The sequence below is a fragment of the Variovorax sp. UC122_21 genome (assembly GCF_044056785.1).
Lineage (GTDB): Bacteria > Pseudomonadota > Gammaproteobacteria > Burkholderiales > Burkholderiaceae_C > Variovorax.
Map to the genome: position 1 here is coordinate 1,209,096 of NZ_CP172004.1, position 14,809 is coordinate 1,223,904.

Annotated in this window: 17 protein-coding genes; 6 read left to right on the forward strand and 11 right to left on the reverse strand. The window is 68.8% G+C overall.

Features of this window, described 5'->3' with window-relative positions; genetic code table 11:
• Positions 1–103: 103 nt before the first annotated feature.
• From ACHMXE_RS18080 to ACHMXE_RS18090, 3 genes are all read left to right on the forward strand, one after another.
• Positions 104–847: an SDR family oxidoreductase gene (locus ACHMXE_RS18080; RefSeq protein ID WP_395350461.1), complete on the forward strand. Its 744-nt coding sequence runs from the start codon at positions 104–106 to the stop codon at positions 845–847.
• Between the two features lie 29 nt (positions 848–876).
• Positions 877–1,773: an SDR family NAD(P)-dependent oxidoreductase gene (locus ACHMXE_RS18085; RefSeq protein WP_203202563.1), complete on the forward strand. Its 897-nt coding sequence runs from the start codon at positions 877–879 to the stop codon at positions 1,771–1,773.
• A gap of 74 nt (positions 1,774–1,847) precedes the next feature.
• Positions 1,848–2,072: a SlyX family protein gene (locus ACHMXE_RS18090; protein WP_093340848.1), complete on the forward strand. Its 225-nt coding sequence runs from the start codon at positions 1,848–1,850 to the stop codon at positions 2,070–2,072.
• A gap of 21 nt (positions 2,073–2,093) precedes the next feature.
• Here ACHMXE_RS18090 and ACHMXE_RS18095 read toward each other — a convergent pair whose 3' ends face one another.
• From ACHMXE_RS18095 to cyoA, 8 genes are all read right to left on the reverse strand, one after another.
• Positions 2,094–2,789 carry a hemolysin III family protein gene (locus tag ACHMXE_RS18095; protein WP_281080873.1) on the reverse strand — a complete coding sequence of 232 codons (696 nt, stop codon included), beginning with the start codon at positions 2,787–2,789 and terminating at the stop codon, positions 2,094–2,096.
• 82 nt (positions 2,790–2,871) lie between these two features.
• Positions 2,872–3,441, reverse strand: a complete 570-nt coding sequence (locus tag ACHMXE_RS18100; RefSeq protein ID WP_209541679.1) for a response regulator transcription factor — start codon at positions 3,439–3,441, stop codon at positions 2,872–2,874.
• Entirely contained in the window at positions 3,422–4,807 is a 1,386-nt protein-coding gene (locus ACHMXE_RS18105) for an ATP-binding protein (protein ID WP_395350462.1), read from the reverse strand. Before ACHMXE_RS18105 ends, ACHMXE_RS18100 begins: the two co-directional genes overlap by 20 nt.
• The gene (locus tag ACHMXE_RS18110) at positions 4,791–5,645 is read right to left on the reverse strand and encodes an SURF1 family protein (protein WP_395350463.1); all 855 of its coding nucleotides are present in this window, start codon (positions 5,643–5,645) and stop codon (positions 4,791–4,793) included. The genes ACHMXE_RS18105 and ACHMXE_RS18110 overlap by 17 nt, the downstream gene beginning before the upstream one ends.
• Complete coding sequence (cyoD, locus tag ACHMXE_RS18115) at positions 5,642–6,052, reverse strand: cytochrome o ubiquinol oxidase subunit IV (protein WP_395350464.1); 411 nt, start codon at positions 6,050–6,052, stop codon at positions 5,642–5,644. The genes ACHMXE_RS18110 and cyoD overlap by 4 nt, the downstream gene beginning before the upstream one ends.
• Positions 6,049–6,717 carry a cytochrome o ubiquinol oxidase subunit III gene (gene cyoC, locus ACHMXE_RS18120; protein ID WP_395350465.1) on the reverse strand — a complete coding sequence of 223 codons (669 nt, stop codon included), beginning with the start codon at positions 6,715–6,717 and terminating at the stop codon, positions 6,049–6,051. The genes cyoD and cyoC overlap by 4 nt, the downstream gene beginning before the upstream one ends.
• Positions 6,710–8,713 carry a cytochrome o ubiquinol oxidase subunit I gene (gene cyoB, locus ACHMXE_RS18125; RefSeq protein WP_395350467.1) on the reverse strand — a complete coding sequence of 668 codons (2,004 nt, stop codon included), beginning with the start codon at positions 8,711–8,713 and terminating at the stop codon, positions 6,710–6,712. The genes cyoC and cyoB overlap by 8 nt, the downstream gene beginning before the upstream one ends.
• A 2-nt stretch (positions 8,714–8,715) precedes the next feature.
• Positions 8,716–9,750 (reverse strand): ubiquinol oxidase subunit II, encoded by a 1,035-nt coding sequence (gene cyoA / locus ACHMXE_RS18130; RefSeq protein ID WP_395350469.1) that lies wholly within the window; start codon positions 9,748–9,750, stop codon positions 8,716–8,718.
• 226 nt (positions 9,751–9,976) lie between these two features.
• On the opposite strand from cyoA, the gene ACHMXE_RS18135 reads away from it, so the two are divergent.
• The 3 genes from ACHMXE_RS18135 to ACHMXE_RS18145 all read left to right on the forward strand — a co-directional run bounded on the left by ACHMXE_RS18135 (position 9,977) and on the right by ACHMXE_RS18145 (position 12,360).
• Positions 9,977–11,272, forward strand: a complete 1,296-nt coding sequence (locus ACHMXE_RS18135) for an MFS transporter (protein ID WP_395350470.1) — start codon at positions 9,977–9,979, stop codon at positions 11,270–11,272.
• Between the two features lie 87 nt (positions 11,273–11,359).
• Positions 11,360–12,040 carry an HAD family phosphatase gene (locus ACHMXE_RS18140; protein ID WP_093340835.1) on the forward strand — a complete coding sequence of 227 codons (681 nt, stop codon included), beginning with the start codon at positions 11,360–11,362 and terminating at the stop codon, positions 12,038–12,040.
• On the forward strand, positions 12,037–12,360 hold the full coding sequence (locus ACHMXE_RS18145; RefSeq protein WP_203202555.1) for a hypothetical protein: 324 nt from the start codon (positions 12,037–12,039) through the stop codon (positions 12,358–12,360). Before ACHMXE_RS18140 ends, ACHMXE_RS18145 begins: the two co-directional genes overlap by 4 nt.
• Here ACHMXE_RS18145 and ACHMXE_RS18150 read toward each other — a convergent pair.
• The 3 genes from ACHMXE_RS18150 to ACHMXE_RS18160 are packed head-to-tail and all read right to left on the reverse strand — an operon-like array spanning position 12,303 to position 14,799.
• A complete protein-coding gene (locus ACHMXE_RS18150; protein ID WP_395350473.1) occupies positions 12,303–13,328 on the reverse strand; it encodes an isopenicillin N synthase family dioxygenase in 1,026 nt (341 codons plus the stop codon). The genes ACHMXE_RS18145 and ACHMXE_RS18150 overlap by 58 nt on opposite strands.
• Positions 13,325–14,068 (reverse strand): amino acid ABC transporter ATP-binding protein, encoded by a 744-nt coding sequence (locus ACHMXE_RS18155; RefSeq protein ID WP_395350474.1) that lies wholly within the window; start codon positions 14,066–14,068, stop codon positions 13,325–13,327. The genes ACHMXE_RS18150 and ACHMXE_RS18155 overlap by 4 nt, the downstream gene beginning before the upstream one ends.
• A complete protein-coding gene (locus ACHMXE_RS18160; RefSeq protein ID WP_093340827.1) occupies positions 14,065–14,799 on the reverse strand; it encodes an amino acid ABC transporter permease in 735 nt (244 codons plus the stop codon). Before ACHMXE_RS18160 ends, ACHMXE_RS18155 begins: the two co-directional genes overlap by 4 nt.
• Between the last annotated feature and the right edge of the window lie 10 nt (positions 14,800–14,809).

The window sequence follows — 14,809 nt, forward strand, 5'->3', positions numbered from 1 at the left end:
GTTGAAGTAGATGGAATGGTAATGGCGATTCAGCGGTGATTATCTTTCGGGCGGAACGATCGAAGATTCGTCTCACCCACCCACCACCGCAAGGAAACACGCCATGAACCCCTCTTCCAACCCCAAGGTCGCGATCGTCACCGGCGCATCGCGCGGCATCGGCGCCGCCATCGCGCAGCGCCTGTCGGCCGACGGTTTCGCCGTCGCCGTCAACTACGCCTCGAGCCCGGCGCTGGCCGAGGCGCTGGTCGCCCAGCTGCAGGCCGCGGGCGGCCGGGCCATCGCCGTGCGCGCCGACGTCGCCAGCGCCGACGAGGTGCGCCGCATGTTCGACACCGTCGAGCAGCAGCTCGGCCGTGTCGACGTGCTGGTCAACAACGCCGGCATCCTCAAGACCGTGCCGCTGGCCGAGCACGACGACGCGCTCTACGACCAGGTCTTCGACATCAACGTGCGCGGCACCTTCAACACGCTGCGCGAAGCGGCCAAGCGCCTCGCCGACGGCGGCCGCATCGTCAACTTCTCGAGCACCACGCTGGCGCTGAACATGCCCGGCTATGCGATCTACAACGCCACCAAGGCCTCGGTCGAGGCCTTCACGCACGTGTTCGCGAAGGAGCTGCGCGGCCGCAACGTGACGGTGAACGCGGTCGCGCCGGGCCCGATCGCCACCTCGCTGTTCCTCGACGGCAAGACCGAGGAGCAGGTCCAGGCCTTCGCCAAGATGCCGCCGCTGCAGCGCCTGGGCCAGCCCGAGGACATCGCCTCGGTGGTCTCGTTCCTCGCCGGTCCCGACGCGGGCTGGGTCAACGGCCAGATCCTGCGCGCCAACGGCGGCCTCGCCTGATCCCTTCCATTTATCGACGGAGAACCCTCATGAACAAGCAGATCATCCTCGTCACGGGCGCCGGCACCGGCATCGGCAAGCTCAGCGCCCAGTCGCTCGCCGAGGCGGGCCACATCGTCTACGCCTCGATGCGCGACATCGCGGGACGCAACGCGCCGCGCGCGGCCGAACTGCGCGCGCTGGCGGCGGCCAGGGGGCTCGAGCTGCATCCGCTCGAACTCGACGTGCTGTCGCAGGACTCGGCCGATGCCGCCGCCGCGACGATCGTGCGCGAGCAGGGCCAGCTCGACGTGGTGATGCAGAACGCCGGTCACCTGGTGGTCGGCCCGACCGAGGCCTTCACGCCCGAGGAGATCGTGAAGGTGTTCGACACCAACGTGCTCGGCGCGCAGCGCGTCAACCGCGCGGTGCTGCCCTACCTGCGGCGGCAGGAGTCGGGCCTGATGCTGTGGATCAGCAGCACCACCACCAAGGGCGGTTTCCCGCCGTTCATGGGCCCCTACGGCGCGGCCAAGGCGGCGATGGATTCGCTCGCCGTGACCCTGGCCTACGAGATCGCGCGCTTCGGCATCGAGACCTCGATCGTGGTGCCGGGCGCGTTCACGCGCGGCACCGACCACTTCCCGAGCGCGGGCAAGCCGGCCGACGCGGCCACGGCCGCGGCCTATGGCCGCTACGACGGGCTGATGGACCAGATCGGCGCGAAGCTCTCTGCGCTGACGCCCGACCATGCCGATCCGCAGGCGGTGGCCGACGAGATCGTGCGCATCGTGGGGCTGCCCGCGGGCCAGCGGCCGATGCGGCCGGTGATCGACTTCGTGAACGACGGCGCGGCCGAGGTGTTCGAGGTGTCGGAGCGCGTGCGCATCGAGTTCGCGCACCGCATCGGCATGGCCGACCTGCTCGAGGCGAAGGTGCGGCGCTGAGCCATGCGGCAGGCCCGGGCCGGCCGCATGCAATCGTCACGAAACCACGGCCGGTCTTCCTGTCCAATAGCGCCATGGAACATTCGCCCCACGACGTCACCGAGCGGCTCGACGCGCTCGAGATCAAGGCCAGCTATGCCGAGGATCTGCTCGAGCAGCTCAACCTCACGATCTACCGCCAGCAGCAGCAGATCGACGGCCTGCTGGCCCAGCTGGGGCAGCTGCGCGAGCAGGTGCAGGCCGCGGGGCAGGGCGGCGCGCCGCGCAACCTGCGCGACGAGCTGCCGCCGCACTACTGAAGCCGAGGCTGGATTGCCGACTCAGCCGTGCGCGTGCCAGAGCACGGCGAAGAAGTGGCAGGTGCTGCCCGCGAGCACGAACAGGTGCCAGACGAAGTGGGCGAAGCGCACCTTGGAATCGAACAGGAAGACCACCGCGCCCGCGGTGTAGAACAGCCCGCCGGCCACCAGCCAGCCCAGGCCCGCGCCCGACATGCGCTCCACCAGCGGCACCGCCGCCATCAGCGCCATCCAGCCCATCGCCACGTAGAGGCCGGTGGACCACAGCGGATGCTTGAGCCGGTCGAACAGCTTGGCGCCCACGCCCAGCGCCGCCGCGGCCCAGATCGCGCCGAACAGCGTCCAGCCCCAGGGGCCGCGCAGCACGCCGAGCACGAAGGGCATGTAGCTGCCCGCGATGAAGAGGTAGATCGCGGCATGGTCGAAGCGGTTGAACCAGGCCTTGGCGCGGCCCATCGGCAGCGCGTGGTAGAGCGTGGAGATCAGGTACAGCACGATCGCGGTGCCGGCGAACAGGCTGGCGCCGACGATGCCGGCCGCGGTGCCCTTCTGCGCCGCGCTGTAGACCAGGATCGGCAGCGAGGCGATCGCCAGCAGCAGCCCGAGACCGTGGCTCAGCGCGTTGAAGATCTCTTCCAGCGTGGTCTGGTCGCGCACCACCGGGGCGGCGCGGCGGGCCGGGGCGGCGAGGGGAGCGGGCGTCGGTGTCGGGTGCATGGTCATCCGAAAAAAGAGTGTCGGTGCTTGCCGTGGGTTCCTCGATGTCGCGCCGCTGCAGCCGCTGCAGCCGCTGCAGCCGCTACTTGACCTGCTGCTTGCCCAGCTTGCGCGCGAGCGTTCGCCGGTGCATGCCGAGCCGGCGCGCGGTCTCGGAGATGTTGAAGCCGGTCTCGGCCAGGGTCTCGTGGATGCGTTCCCATTCGAGGGTCTTGATCGAGGTCGAGCGGTTGGTCAGCTCGACCTCGGTGGTGCCGACCGCGCGGCCGAAGGCGGCCTCGATGTCGTCGGTGTTCGAGGGCTTGGCCAGGTAGTGGCAGGCGCCGAGCTTGATCGCCTCGACCGCGGTGGCGATGCTCGCGAAGCCGGTCAGCACCACGATCAGCGTCTTGGCGTCGTGCCGGTGCAGCGTCTGCACGCAGGCCAGGCCCGAGGCCTCGCCGTTGAGCTTGAGGTCGACCACCGCGTAGCCCGGCGCATGGTGGCGCAGCAGGTCTTCCACGTCCTCGAGGTTGCTCGCGTGCAGCACGGTGTAGCCGCGGCGCTCGAACGAGCGGCCCAGCGTGCGCGCGAAGGCCGCGTCGTCCTCGACGATCAGCAGCTGGCGTTCGGCCTCGGCCGCGGCGCCGGTGTCAGTGGGGGATTCCGTCATGGCCATGCATCCCGATGTTCTCTTCCTCGTCGTCCTCTTCTTCCAGCACGATGGCCGCGAGCGGCAGCGAGAGCGTGACCGCGGCGCCGCCCTCGGGCCGGTTGCGCGCGGCCACGCGGCCGCCCACGGTGCGCGCCACGTTGACCACCAGGAACAGGCCCAGGCCGCCACCGGGGCGGCCCTTGCTCGACTGGTAGGGCTTGCCGAACTGCGCCAGCATCGCGGGCGCGAAGCCCGGGCCGGCATCGGTCACGACCAGCTGCAGGTCGTCGCCGTCGTGCGCCACCTCGAGCCGCACCCAGTGCGGCGAGGCTTCGAGCGCATTGTCGAGCACGTTGCAGATCATCTGCTTGAGCGCCGAGTCGGAGACCATGGGCAGGTCGCGGCCGAAGCGGTTGTCGTAGACGAAGCTGCCGACCGGCCGCGTGGTGCGCCACTCCTCGACCAGGTCGTCGAGGAAGGTGCTGACCGTGGTCTCCTCCGACGACTCGCCGCGCGCCTCGCCGGCCGACAGCAGGATGCCGCTGACGATCGACTTGCAGCGCTGGATCTGGATCTCCATCTCGCTGACCTCCTGCAGCAGCTCGGGGTCGGAGCTGAAGTGCGGCAGCCGGCGCCAGTCGCCGAGGATCACCGCCAGCGTGGCCAGCGGCGTGCCGAGCTCGTGCGCCGCGCCCGAGGCGAGCAGGCCCATGCGCACGATGTGCTCCTCCTCGGCGGCGCGCTGGCGCAGGCCCGCGAGCTTGGCGTCGCGCTCGCGCAGGTTGCCGTTGATGCGCGTGATGAACACCACCAGCAGCGCCGCGTTGAGCGCGAAGCACACCAGCGTGCCCTGGATGTAGGGGCTCCAGAGGCCGCGGTCGTGGTCGGGCGGCAGCGAGAGCGGGCGCGAGAACAGGGCCAGCCCCGCGAAGCACAGGGTGGTGACGCCCACCACGGTCCAGGTCGACCAGGGCTTGAGCAGCACCGCGCCCAGGATCACCTGCAGCAGGTAGAGGAAGACGAAGGGGTTGCTGGCGCCGCCGCTCAGGTAGAGCAGCGAGGTCAGGATCGCCACGTCGACCAGCAGCGCGAGCATCAACTCGCCGTTGGTCACGCGCCGGTGGGTGCGCCAGCGCAGCAGGCTCGCGAGGTTGAACAGCGCCAGGCAGGTCAGCGCCTGCAGCATCTGGTTGAGCGGCAGGTGAATGCGGTAGCCGTAGTGCACCACCAGGATCGTCACCACCTGGCCCACCACGGCGAACCAGCGCAGCTGGATCAGCTGCTGCATGTTCTTGTGGCCGGTCGCGTTGTCCAGGCTGGCCACGCCCGCGCGCGGGGCCTGCAGCGCGCCGGCGACCGCGACCGCGTCAGCCGCGGTCGGCATCGGTATGGGGTGCGGGGGCGGCGTGGGGCGGTCCGTCGGCATGGCGCGCATTGTCGCTGCCGCGGCGCCGGCGCTCGTCGCGCCAGACGAAGACCGCGCCCGCGGCGACCATCAGCGCCAGCCCGTACCAGGTGAGCGCGTACACCAGGTGGCTGTTGTGGAAGGCGATGACGGTGAGGCCGGGCGCGGGCCAGGCGGGCGCGCCGTCGAGCGCGCGCGGAATGCCGGGCTCGGCCTCGGCGTCGATGAAGTAGGGCGCCACCGCGTCGGCCGCGATGCCGTGCGCCGCGGCGATCGCCGCCACGTCGCGCGAGTACCAGCGCCCGCCGGCCGGGTCGTTGCTGCGCAGGAAGCCGCCGCGCGGTTCGCTGATGCGCAGCAGGCCCGTCACCTGGGTCTCGCCCATCGGTTCGGGCGCGGTGCGCACGGCGCGCTCGCGCGCCTCGGGCGGCACGAAGCCGCGGTTGACCATCACCACGCCGCGCGCGGTCTGCAGCGGCGTCAGCACCCAGAAGCCGGCGCCGAGGTTGGTGCTGGCCTGCACCAGCGTCTCTTTCTCGTGGAGGAAGGTGCCCGAGAGCCGCACGTGGCGGTACTCGTCGTCGGCGGCATTGACGCGCGGCCAGTCGGCGCGCGCCGGGGGCGCGACCGGCACGGCGTGCACGCGCTGCTCGACGCGCTCGATCAGGGCCAGCTTCCAGGCCCGGCGCTTGACCTGCCAGGTGCCGAGCGCGAAGAAAGCGGCGAACAGCACGGCCCCGAGGACCGCCAGCACCACGAGCCCGACCGCGGAGCGCTGGCGGCCGGTGGGCGTGCGGTCGGTGGCCGGCGCGCTCAAGGCATGTTCTTCATGTCGTGCATCGACGGCGGCATCATGTTGGTGTTCATGTGGTACATGACCCACAGCGAACCGGCCAGCGTGATGACCACGAGCACCAGCGTGAAGATCAGCGCCAGCATGTTCCAGCCGCCTTCGGACTTGGTGTCCATGTGCAGGAAGTACACCATGTGCACCACGATCTGCACCACGGCGAAGCCGAGGATGATCAGCGCGGTCGTGCTCTTGCTGTCGAGCACCTTGCCCATCACGAGCCAGAACGGAATGGCGGTGAGGACCACGGCCAGCACGAAGCCGGTCATGTAGCCCTTGAAGGTGCTGTGGCTCACCGGGCCGTCGTCGTGGTGCTCGCCGTGGCCGTGGTCGTCATGGCCGTGGCCATGGGTGTCGTGGGGTGCTGCGCTCATGCCATGGATCCCATCAGGTACACGAAGGTGAAGACGCCGATCCAGACGACGTCCAGGAAGTGCCAGAACATCGACAGGCACATCAGGCGGCGGCGGTTGGCGGCGGTGAAGCCGTGCTTGGGCAGCTGGAACAGCAACACGACCAGCCAGACGATGCCGAAGGTGACGTGCAGGCCGTGGGTGCCGACCAGCGCGAAGAACGAGGACAGGAAGGCGCTGCGCTGCGGGCCCGCGCCTTCGTGCAGCAGGTGCGCGAATTCGTAGAGCTCCAGGCCGATGAAGCCCGCGCCCAGCAGGCCGGTGATGGCCAGCCACACCAGCGTGCCGCCCATGCGCCGCTTCTGCATCTCGAGCATCGCGAAGCCGTAGGTGATCGACGACAGCAGCAGCAGCGAGGTGTTGATCGCCACCAGCGGCAGGTCGAAGAGGTCGGCGCCCGAGGGGCCGGCCGCGTAGCTGCGGCCCAGCACGCCGTACACCGCGAACAGGCAGGCGAAGATGAGGCAGTCGCTCATCAGGTAGAGCCAGAACCCGAGCAGGGTGCCGTTCTCCGGGTGGTGGTCCTCGTTGCGGACGTTGAACAGCTCGAAGGTCGGCACGCTCGGCGCGTTGCCCACGGTGTGGGTGCCGGCGGGGCTGGAGGTGAGGGCGGTACTGTTAGACATGGGCGGCCAGGAGGCGCGTGCGAGCGTCTTCGGTGCGGACGACTTCGTCCGCGGGGATGTGGTAGTCGCGCTTGTAGTTGAAGGTGTGGACGATGATGGCCACGAGCATCACGAAGAAGCCCAGGCCGGCCACCAGCCACATCTGCCAGATCATGGCGAAGCCGAACACCGCGCTCAGCGCCGCGATGATGAAGCCGGCGGCCGTGTTCTTGGGCATGTGGATCGGGCTGAAGCCTTCCAGCGGACGCTGGTAGCCGCGTGCCTTCATGTCGGACCAGGCGTCGTTGTCATGGATGCGCGGCGTGAACGCGAAGTTGTAGGCCGGCGGCGGCGACGAGGTCGACCACTCGAGCGTGCGGCCGTCCCACGGGTCGCCCGTGGTGTCGCGCAGCGAATCGCGGCGGATGTAGCTCACCACGATCTGGATCAGGAACGAGGCGATGCCCAGCGCGATCAGCACGGCGCCGAAGGCGGCGACCTGGAACCAGATCTGCAGCGACATGTCCTGGAAGTGGCTCATGCGGCGCGTCACGCCCATCAGGCCCAGGATGTACAGCGGCATGAAGGCGAACCAGAAGCCGACGATCCAGAACCAGAACGAGCACTTGCCCCAGAACGGGTCGAGCTTGTAGCCGAAGGCCTTCGGGAACCAGTAGGTGATGCCCGCCAGCATGCCGAACAGCACGCCGCCGATGATCACGTTGTGGAAGTGGGCGATCAGGAACAGGCTGTTGTGCAGCACGAAGTCGGCCGGGGGCACGGCCAGCAGCACGCCGGTCATGCCGCCGATCACGAAGGTGATCATGAAGCCGATGGTCCACATCATCGGCAGCTCGAAGCGGATGCGGCCGCGGTACATGGTGAAGAGCCAGTTGAAGATCTTCGCCCCGGTCGGGATCGAGATGATCATCGTCGTGATCCCGAAGAAGGAGTTCACGCTGGCGCCCGAGCCCATGGTGAAGAAGTGGTGCAGCCACACCAGGTACGACAGGATCGTGATCACGACCGTGGCGTAGACCATCGAGGCGTAGCCGAACAGGCGCTTGCCCGAGAAGGTGGAGACCACCTCCGAGAAGATGCCGAAGGCCGGCAGGATCAGGATGTAGACCTCGGGGTGGCCCCAGATCCAGATCAGGTTCACGTACATCATGGCGTTGCCGCCGAGGTCGTTCGTGAAGAAGTTGGTGCCGACGTAGCGGTCGAGCGACAGCAGGGCCAGCACGGCGGTCAGCACCGGGAAGGCGGCGACGATCAGCACGTTGGTGCACAGCGCGGTCCAGGTGAAGACGGGCATCTTCATCATGGTCATGCCGGGCGCGCGCATCTTCACGATGGTCGCCAGCAGGTTCACGCCCGAGAGCAATGTGCCCACCCCCGCGATCTGCAACGACCAGATGTAGTAGTCGACCCCCACGTCGGGGCTGAAGAGGATGCCCGACAGCGGCGGATAGGCCAGCCAGCCGGTCTTGGCGAACTCGCCGACGAACAGCGAGGCCATCACGAGGCCGGCGCCGAAGGTGGTCATCCAGAAGCTGAAGTTGTTCAGGAACGGGAAGGCCACGTCGCGCGCGCCGATCTGCAGCGGCACCACGAAGTTCATCAGGCCCGTGACCAGAGGCATCGCCACGAAGAAGATCATGATCACGCCGTGGGCCGTGAAGATCTGGTCGTAGTGGTGCGGCGGCAGGAAGCCCGCGTTGTCGCCGAAGGCCACCGCCTGCTGGGCGCGCATCATCAGCGCGTCGGCGAAGCCGCGCAGCAGCATCACCAGGCCCAGCACGATGTACATGATGCCGATCTTCTTGTGGTCGATGCTGGTGATCCAGTCGTGCCACAGCGTGTTCCACAGCTTGAAGTAGGTGATCGCGCCGAGCAGCGCGACGCCGCCGAGCACGACGGCGGCGAAGGTCACCAGCAGGATCGGTTCGTGGTAGGGGATCGCCTCCCACGTGAGGCGGCCGAAGACGAGCTTCGTCAGGTCGAGGTTCTGGAGCATCGTCATTCTTCGGTGGTGCACATCGCCGTGACGTACTTGCCGTACGCACGCTTGGGCGAATTGATGTCGTCGGGTTGCGAGGGCTTGGCGGTCGCCACGTTGTAGGCGCCGGGCTTGCCCAGGCCGCCGTCGGCGTCGATCGCCATCATCTGGCTCATGCACATCTTGCTGCGGTCGACGCAGCGGTTGAGGATGGCGCCGTAGAGGTCGGGCGACACGCTCGCGAAATGCTTCGCGGGCTCACGCTCGCTCGGCACCTCGAGCTTCTGGTAGCGCTCGCGGCTGAGTTCGCCTTCGGGGCTGGACTTGACCTTCTGCACCCACTGGTCGAAGTCGGCGTCGCTCAGGCCGTGGAACTTGAAGCGCATGCCCGAGAAGCCGGCGCCGCTGTAGTTGGCCGAGAAGCCGTCGAACTCGCCGGGCGCGTTGATGACTGCGTGCAGCTTGGTCTCCATGCCGGGCATGGCGTAGATCTGGCCGGCCAGCGCGGGGATGAAGAAGGAGTTCATCACCGACGAGGCGGTGATCTTGAAGGTGATCGGGCGGTCCACCGGGGCCGCGAGTTCGTTCACCGTGGCGAAGCCCTGCTCGGGGTAGATGAACAGCCACTTCCAGTCGAGCGCCACCACTTCCACGGTCAGCGGCTTGATGTCGGCCGTGACCGGGCGCTGCGCGTCGATGCGGCTGAGCGGGCGGTAGGGGTCGAGCGTGTGGGTGCTGATCCAGGTGATCGCGCCCAGCGCGATGATGATCAAAAGCGGCGCGGCCCAGATCGCGAGCTCGAGCTGGGTCGAGTGGTCCCAGTTCGGCTTGTAGATGGCTTCCTTGTTCGAGGCGCGGTAGCGCCAGGCGAAGAAGACCGTCAGCGCGATCACCGGGATGATGATGATCAGCATCAGCACGGTCGAGACGACGATCAGCCGTCCTTGCTGGTTGGCGATGTCGCCGGAGGGATTCATGAGCACCGTGTTGCAGCCCGCCAGGAAGGCGAGGGGCAACAGCAGGAGCCATCGGCGAAGGGTGTGGAGGATGGGCATGCCGAGAGACGGAAGGGCGGAAGGGTGGCCAGGGCCGCGCGAAAGACCCCACAATCTACGACCAAAGGTTCTCGCAGGCTATTGGACGTTTTGTCCTATGGCGGGAATCGCCGTTCGGTGAGACGCTTGGCACCTGTTTCATGGCCTACCTTTGTCACGCTTCGTGACAACCGAATTACATAACCCAATGACGACGTCCAGCATCAGCCCGCAAGGCGCATCGCCCATGCCGCACACGTCCGACGCCGCCGCCCCGGACGACGACCACTCGCGCATCGACCCGGGCGAGATCGCCGTCGGCGTGGTCATCGGCCGCGCCTCGGAATATTTCGACTTCTTCGTCTACGGCATCGCTTCGGTGCTGGTGTTCCCGGCGGTCTTCTTCCCGTTCGAGCAGCGGCTCGAGGGAACCCTCTGGGCCTTCGTGGTCTTTTCTTTCGCCTTCATCGCACGGCCGTTCGGAACTGTCATCTCGATGGAGATCCAGCGACGTTTCGGCCGCGAGACCAAGCTCACGCTCGCGCTGTTCGTGCTCGGCACCTCGACCGCCGGCATCGCCTTCCTGCCGGGCTACGCGAGCCTGGGCTTCACCTCGATCGTGCTGCTGTCGATCTTCCGTTTCGGCCAGGGCCTGGCCTTCGGCGGCTCGTGGGACGGCCTGCCCTCGCTGCTCGCGCTCAACGCCCCGGCCAACCGCCGCGGCTGGTACGCCATGCTGGGCCAGCTCGGCGCGCCGATCGGCTTCTTCGTGGCCAGCGCGCTGTTCGCGTACCTCTATTCGAGCCTGACGCTCGAGGACTTCCTCGACTGGGGCTGGCGCTACACCTTCTACGTGGCCTTCGCGATCAACGTGGTGGCGCTGTTCGCGCGCCTGCGCCTGGTGGCGGCCGACGAGTACGCGCGCCTGCTCGAGGAGCGCGAGCTGCAGCCCACCAGCGTGGTCGAGCTGGTGCGCTCGCAGGGCTCGAACCTGCTGATCGGCGCCTTCGCCGCGCTGGCCAGCTATGCGCTGTTCCACCTGATCACCGTGTTCCCGCTGTCGTGGATCACGCTGTACTCGAACCAGGCCATCACCGAGTTCCTGGTGATCCAGATGATCGGTGCCGTGCTCGGCGCCGGCGGCATCGTGGCCTCGGGCCTGATCGCCGACCGCATCGGCCGCCGCTCCACGCTGGGCGGCCTCGCGGGCCTGATCGCGGTGTTCAGCGGCTTCGCGCCCACGCTGCTCGACGGCGGCAGGATCGGCCAGGACGTGTTCATCCTGCTGGGCTTCATCCTGCTGGGCCTGTCGTACGGCCAGGCGGCCGGTGCCGTGACCGGCAACTTCGAGGCCAAGTACCGCTACACCGGCGCCGCGCTGACCACCGACCTGGCCTGGCTGATCGGCGCCGCCTTCGCGCCGCTGGTCGCGCTGGGGCTGTCGGCGCACTTCGGGCTGGCCTACGTGAGCGTGTACCTGCTGTCGGGCGCGGCCGGAACGCTGGCGGCACTGGGCCTGAACCGGGCGCTGGTGCGCGACTGAGCGCGCGCCGTCGCATCCATTGCACGAGAAGGGGCCCTTGCGGCCCCTTCGCCATTCGGGGCGGGGCTCGAGGGTAGGATCGTGGCGATGTTCTCCGCCGCAATCTTCGACATGGACGGGCTGCTGATCGACTCCGAGCGGCCCATCATGGCCGCCTGGATGGCGGCCGCCCGCACGCTCGACGTCGAGCTCAGCCACGCCCAGTACCTGCAGGTGGTGGGCCTGGCCACCGCCGAGTCCGAGATCATCCTCTCGGGCCTGCTCGGCGGCCAGGCGGCCTTCCGCCATGCGCTCGAGCACGTGCGCCAGGCGCTGGCGCTCGAGCGCTCCGACGGCACGCCGCTGTTCCCCATCAAGCCCGGCGCGGCGGAGTTCCTGGGCGCCCTGCGCGCGCGCGGCACGCGCTGCGCCGTGGCCTCGTCCTCCACCAGCGGGCAGATCCAGGCCTGCCTCGGCAGCCTCGGGGTGCTGCATCACTTCGAGGCCTTCGCGGGCGGCGACGAGGTGCCGCGCGCCAAGCCCGATCCGGCGCTCTACCTGCTCGCGGCCTCGCGCCTGGGCGTGGACCCGACGCAGTGCATCGCCTTCGAGGACAGCGAGAACGGCGCCAAGGCGGCGCTGGCCGCGGGCCTGCGGGTGGTGATCGTGCCGGACCTCAAGCACCCGCCCGCGGCGATCGTCGAGCAGGCCTTCCACGTGCTCGAGTCGCTGCACGACGCGAACGCGCACCTGCCGCGCTGGTTTCCCGGCGAGATGGTGCGACCGTGATCAGGATCGGCACCCTGTGCCATGTACTCGACAGCTGCCTCGCGTCGCCGATGACCGAGCGCGCGGTCGGCCGCATCGTCGAGGTGGTCTCGGCGCCCTATGAAGCACCGAGCGAGCGCTACCTGCCCGGCACCTACTACGACGTGCTGTTCGAGGGCTGGACCTTCTACTGCCGCAGCGACAAGCTGGTGCCGATCTCCGACCCCGGCGCGGATGTCGGACGCTGGGAGGACGAGTTCCTCGACCTCCCGGCGAGCGCGCCTCAGAGCACTTCGTCGCGCAGCTGCGGGAACACCTTCGACACCTTCGCCAGCAGGTAGTCGCCGTAGCGGCCGCTGAAGGCATGCACGTTGGCGCGGTCCCAGCGCTCGGCGCTGTCGTCCACGGCCACCGCGCCCGCGAGGCCCTCGATGCGCTGCACGCGCGCCTCGAAATTCGGATCGAAGAACAGCGGGAACGACAGCCGGTTGCGCCCCGAGGTGTTGCGCTTCACGCGGTGCGGCGTCGACTTGTAGAGACCGCCGGTCATGCGGTCGAGCATGTCGCCGATGTTGCAGACGAAGGAGCCCGCGATCGGCGGCGCATCGATCCAGCCCGCGGGTGTGTGCACCGCGAGGCCGCCCACGCTGTCCTGGTGCAGGATCGTCAAGAGGCCGTAGTCGGTGTGCTCGCCCACGCCCCATTGCACGTCCAGGCCCTCGGGCACCGGCTGCGAGGGATAGTCGAAGAGCCGGAACAGGATCAGCGGATCGCCCGTGTAGCGCGCCGCGAAGTAGTCGGCCGGCAGGCCGAGGCTCAGCGCGATGCCTTCCATCAGCCGGTGACCGAGCTGCGTCACGGCCGCCATGTAGCCGAGGATGGTGTCGCGGAAGTCCTCGAGGCCCGGCGCGTCGGGAAAGAGATTCGGCCCGTGCACCGGCGTTTTCGCCTGCACCAGTGGATGCGTGGCCGGCAGCTCGGTGCCGAGGTAGAGCCCTTCCTTCCAGTCGGGCCGGCCCGAGGTCAGTTCGCCGCCGAGCGGGAAGTAGCCGCGCCACGCGCGCCCGCCGAGCGCCATGCGCCACTGCATCTTGGTCGCCTCGGGCAGGTCGAAGAAGCGGTGGCTCAGGGCCTCGAGCCGCGCGACCAGCGCCGGGTCGACGCCATGCCCCGTCGCGTAGAAGAAGCCGTGCGCGCGGCAGGCCTCGCCGATGCGCGCGGCCACGGCCTCGCGGCCCGGCGCGTCGCCGGCCACCAGCGGCGCGACGTCGATCACGGGCAGGGTCTGGAGGGAAGCGGTGTTCGTCATGGGGTGCGTGCGAAGGGCGAGCGGATGTCGGACAGGAACTGCTGCGCGCGCGGATGCTGCGGGCGGTTGAAGAAGTCGTCGGGCGTGGCGCGCTCGAGCACCTTGCCCTCGTCCATGAAGATCACGCGGTCGGCGACCTCGCGCGCGAAGCCCATCTCGTGCGTCACGCAGACCATGGTCATGCCGTCGCGCACCAGGTCGCGCATCACCAGCAGCACCTCGCCGACCATTTCGGGGTCGAGCGCGCTCGTGGGTTCGTCGAACAGCATCACCGGCGGCTGCATCGCGAGCGCGCGCGCGATCGCCACGCGCTGCTGCTGGCCGCCCGACAGCTCGCTGGGCCAGGCCCGGGCCTTGTTCGCGAGGCCCACGCGCGCGAGCAGCGCCATCGCGCGTTCCTCGGCCTGCGCGCGCGAGAGGCCGTGCAGCTGCATCGGCGCCATGGTGCAGTTCTGCAGCACCGTGAGGTGCGGGAACAGGTTGAACTGCTGGAACACGAAGCCGATGCGCGAGCGGAAGGCGTTCACGTCGGTGCCCGGCGCGTGGATGTCCCGGCCCTCGATCAGGATGCGGCCCGACTGGATCGCCTCGAGCCGGTTGAAGGTGCGGATCAGCGTGGACTTGCCCGAGCCCGAGGGGCCGCAGACCACGACCACCTCGCCCTTGTGGATGGTTTCGCTCACGTCCACGAGCGCGTGGTAGCTGCCGTACCACTTGTTGACGTTCTGGAGTTCGATCATGCGGAAGCCTTGCGGGCGGCGGCCCGGCCCTCGGTGACCGCGACCACCGGCAGGCCGCGCCGCGCGAGGCGGCGCTCGAGCCAGTAGGCGAAGCGCGAGAGGCCGAAGCAGAGGATGAAATAGGTCAGCCCGAGGATGCCGAAGACCTGGGCCGGCTTGGTGAACACCTGGGTGTTGATCTGGGTGGCGATGAACGAGACCTCGGCCAGGCCGATGATGTAGCCCAGCGAGGTCTCCTTGATGGTCGAGACGAACTGGTTCACCAGCGAGGGCAGCATGCTGCGCAGCGCCTGCGGCAGCACCACCAGGCGCATCGCGCGGCTCCAGCTCAGGCCGAGCGCGCGCGCGGTCTCCATCTGGCCGCGCGGCAGGCCCTGGATGCCGGCGCGCACGATCTCGGCCAGGTAGGCGGCGTCGAACACCACCAGCGCGATCAGCATGGTGGCGAACTGGTCGGTCTTCACGCCGGTGACGCTGGGCAGGAAGAAGTAGGCCCAGAAGATCACCATCAAGAGCGGCAGCCCGCGCACCACGAACACGAAGCCGCTGACCGGCCAGCGCAGCCAGCGCCACGGGCTCACGCGCGCCAGGCCGAGCACGATGCCCAGCGGCAGCGCGAGCACCAGCCCGCACGAGGCCAGCAGCAGGGTCAGCACCAGCCCGCCGAGCGGGCCGTTGGGGTACTGGCCGATCAGGAAGTAGAGCCAGTAGTCCTGGATCAGCTCGATCATCGCGAAGCCT

What these genes read in the sequence shown, in the direction of transcription:
- cyoC (WP_395350465.1), bottom strand. Translation starts at nt 6,717, where the DNA reads ATGTCTAACAGTACCGCCCTCACCTCCAGCCCCGCCGGCACCCACACC.
- ACHMXE_RS18080 (WP_395350461.1), top strand. Translation starts at nt 104, where the DNA reads ATGAACCCCTCTTCCAACCCCAAGGTCGCGATCGTCACCGGCGCATCG.
- ACHMXE_RS18095 (WP_281080873.1), bottom strand. Translation starts at nt 2,789, where the DNA reads ATGCACCCGACACCGACGCCCGCTCCCCTCGCCGCCCCGGCCCGCCGC.
- cyoB (WP_395350467.1), bottom strand. Translation starts at nt 8,713, where the DNA reads ATGCTCCAGAACCTCGACCTGACGAAGCTCGTCTTCGGCCGCCTCACG.
- ACHMXE_RS18085 (WP_203202563.1), top strand. Translation starts at nt 877, where the DNA reads ATGAACAAGCAGATCATCCTCGTCACGGGCGCCGGCACCGGCATCGGC.
- ACHMXE_RS18160 (WP_093340827.1), bottom strand. Translation starts at nt 14,799, where the DNA reads ATGATCGAGCTGATCCAGGACTACTGGCTCTACTTCCTGATCGGCCAG.
- ACHMXE_RS18135 (WP_395350470.1), top strand. Translation starts at nt 9,977, where the DNA reads ATGCCGCACACGTCCGACGCCGCCGCCCCGGACGACGACCACTCGCGC.
- ACHMXE_RS18155 (WP_395350474.1), bottom strand. Translation starts at nt 14,068, where the DNA reads ATGATCGAACTCCAGAACGTCAACAAGTGGTACGGCAGCTACCACGCG.
- ACHMXE_RS18150 (WP_395350473.1), bottom strand. Translation starts at nt 13,328, where the DNA reads ATGACGAACACCGCTTCCCTCCAGACCCTGCCCGTGATCGACGTCGCG.
- cyoD (WP_395350464.1), bottom strand. Translation starts at nt 6,052, where the DNA reads ATGAGCGCAGCACCCCACGACACCCATGGCCACGGCCATGACGACCAC.
- ACHMXE_RS18140 (WP_093340835.1), top strand. Translation starts at nt 11,360, where the DNA reads ATGTTCTCCGCCGCAATCTTCGACATGGACGGGCTGCTGATCGACTCC.
- cyoA (WP_395350469.1), bottom strand. Translation starts at nt 9,750, where the DNA reads ATGCCCATCCTCCACACCCTTCGCCGATGGCTCCTGCTGTTGCCCCTC.
- ACHMXE_RS18090 (WP_093340848.1), top strand. Translation starts at nt 1,848, where the DNA reads ATGGAACATTCGCCCCACGACGTCACCGAGCGGCTCGACGCGCTCGAG.
- ACHMXE_RS18105 (WP_395350462.1), bottom strand. Translation starts at nt 4,807, where the DNA reads ATGCCGACCGCGGCTGACGCGGTCGCGGTCGCCGGCGCGCTGCAGGCC.
- ACHMXE_RS18100 (WP_209541679.1), bottom strand. Translation starts at nt 3,441, where the DNA reads ATGACGGAATCCCCCACTGACACCGGCGCCGCGGCCGAGGCCGAACGC.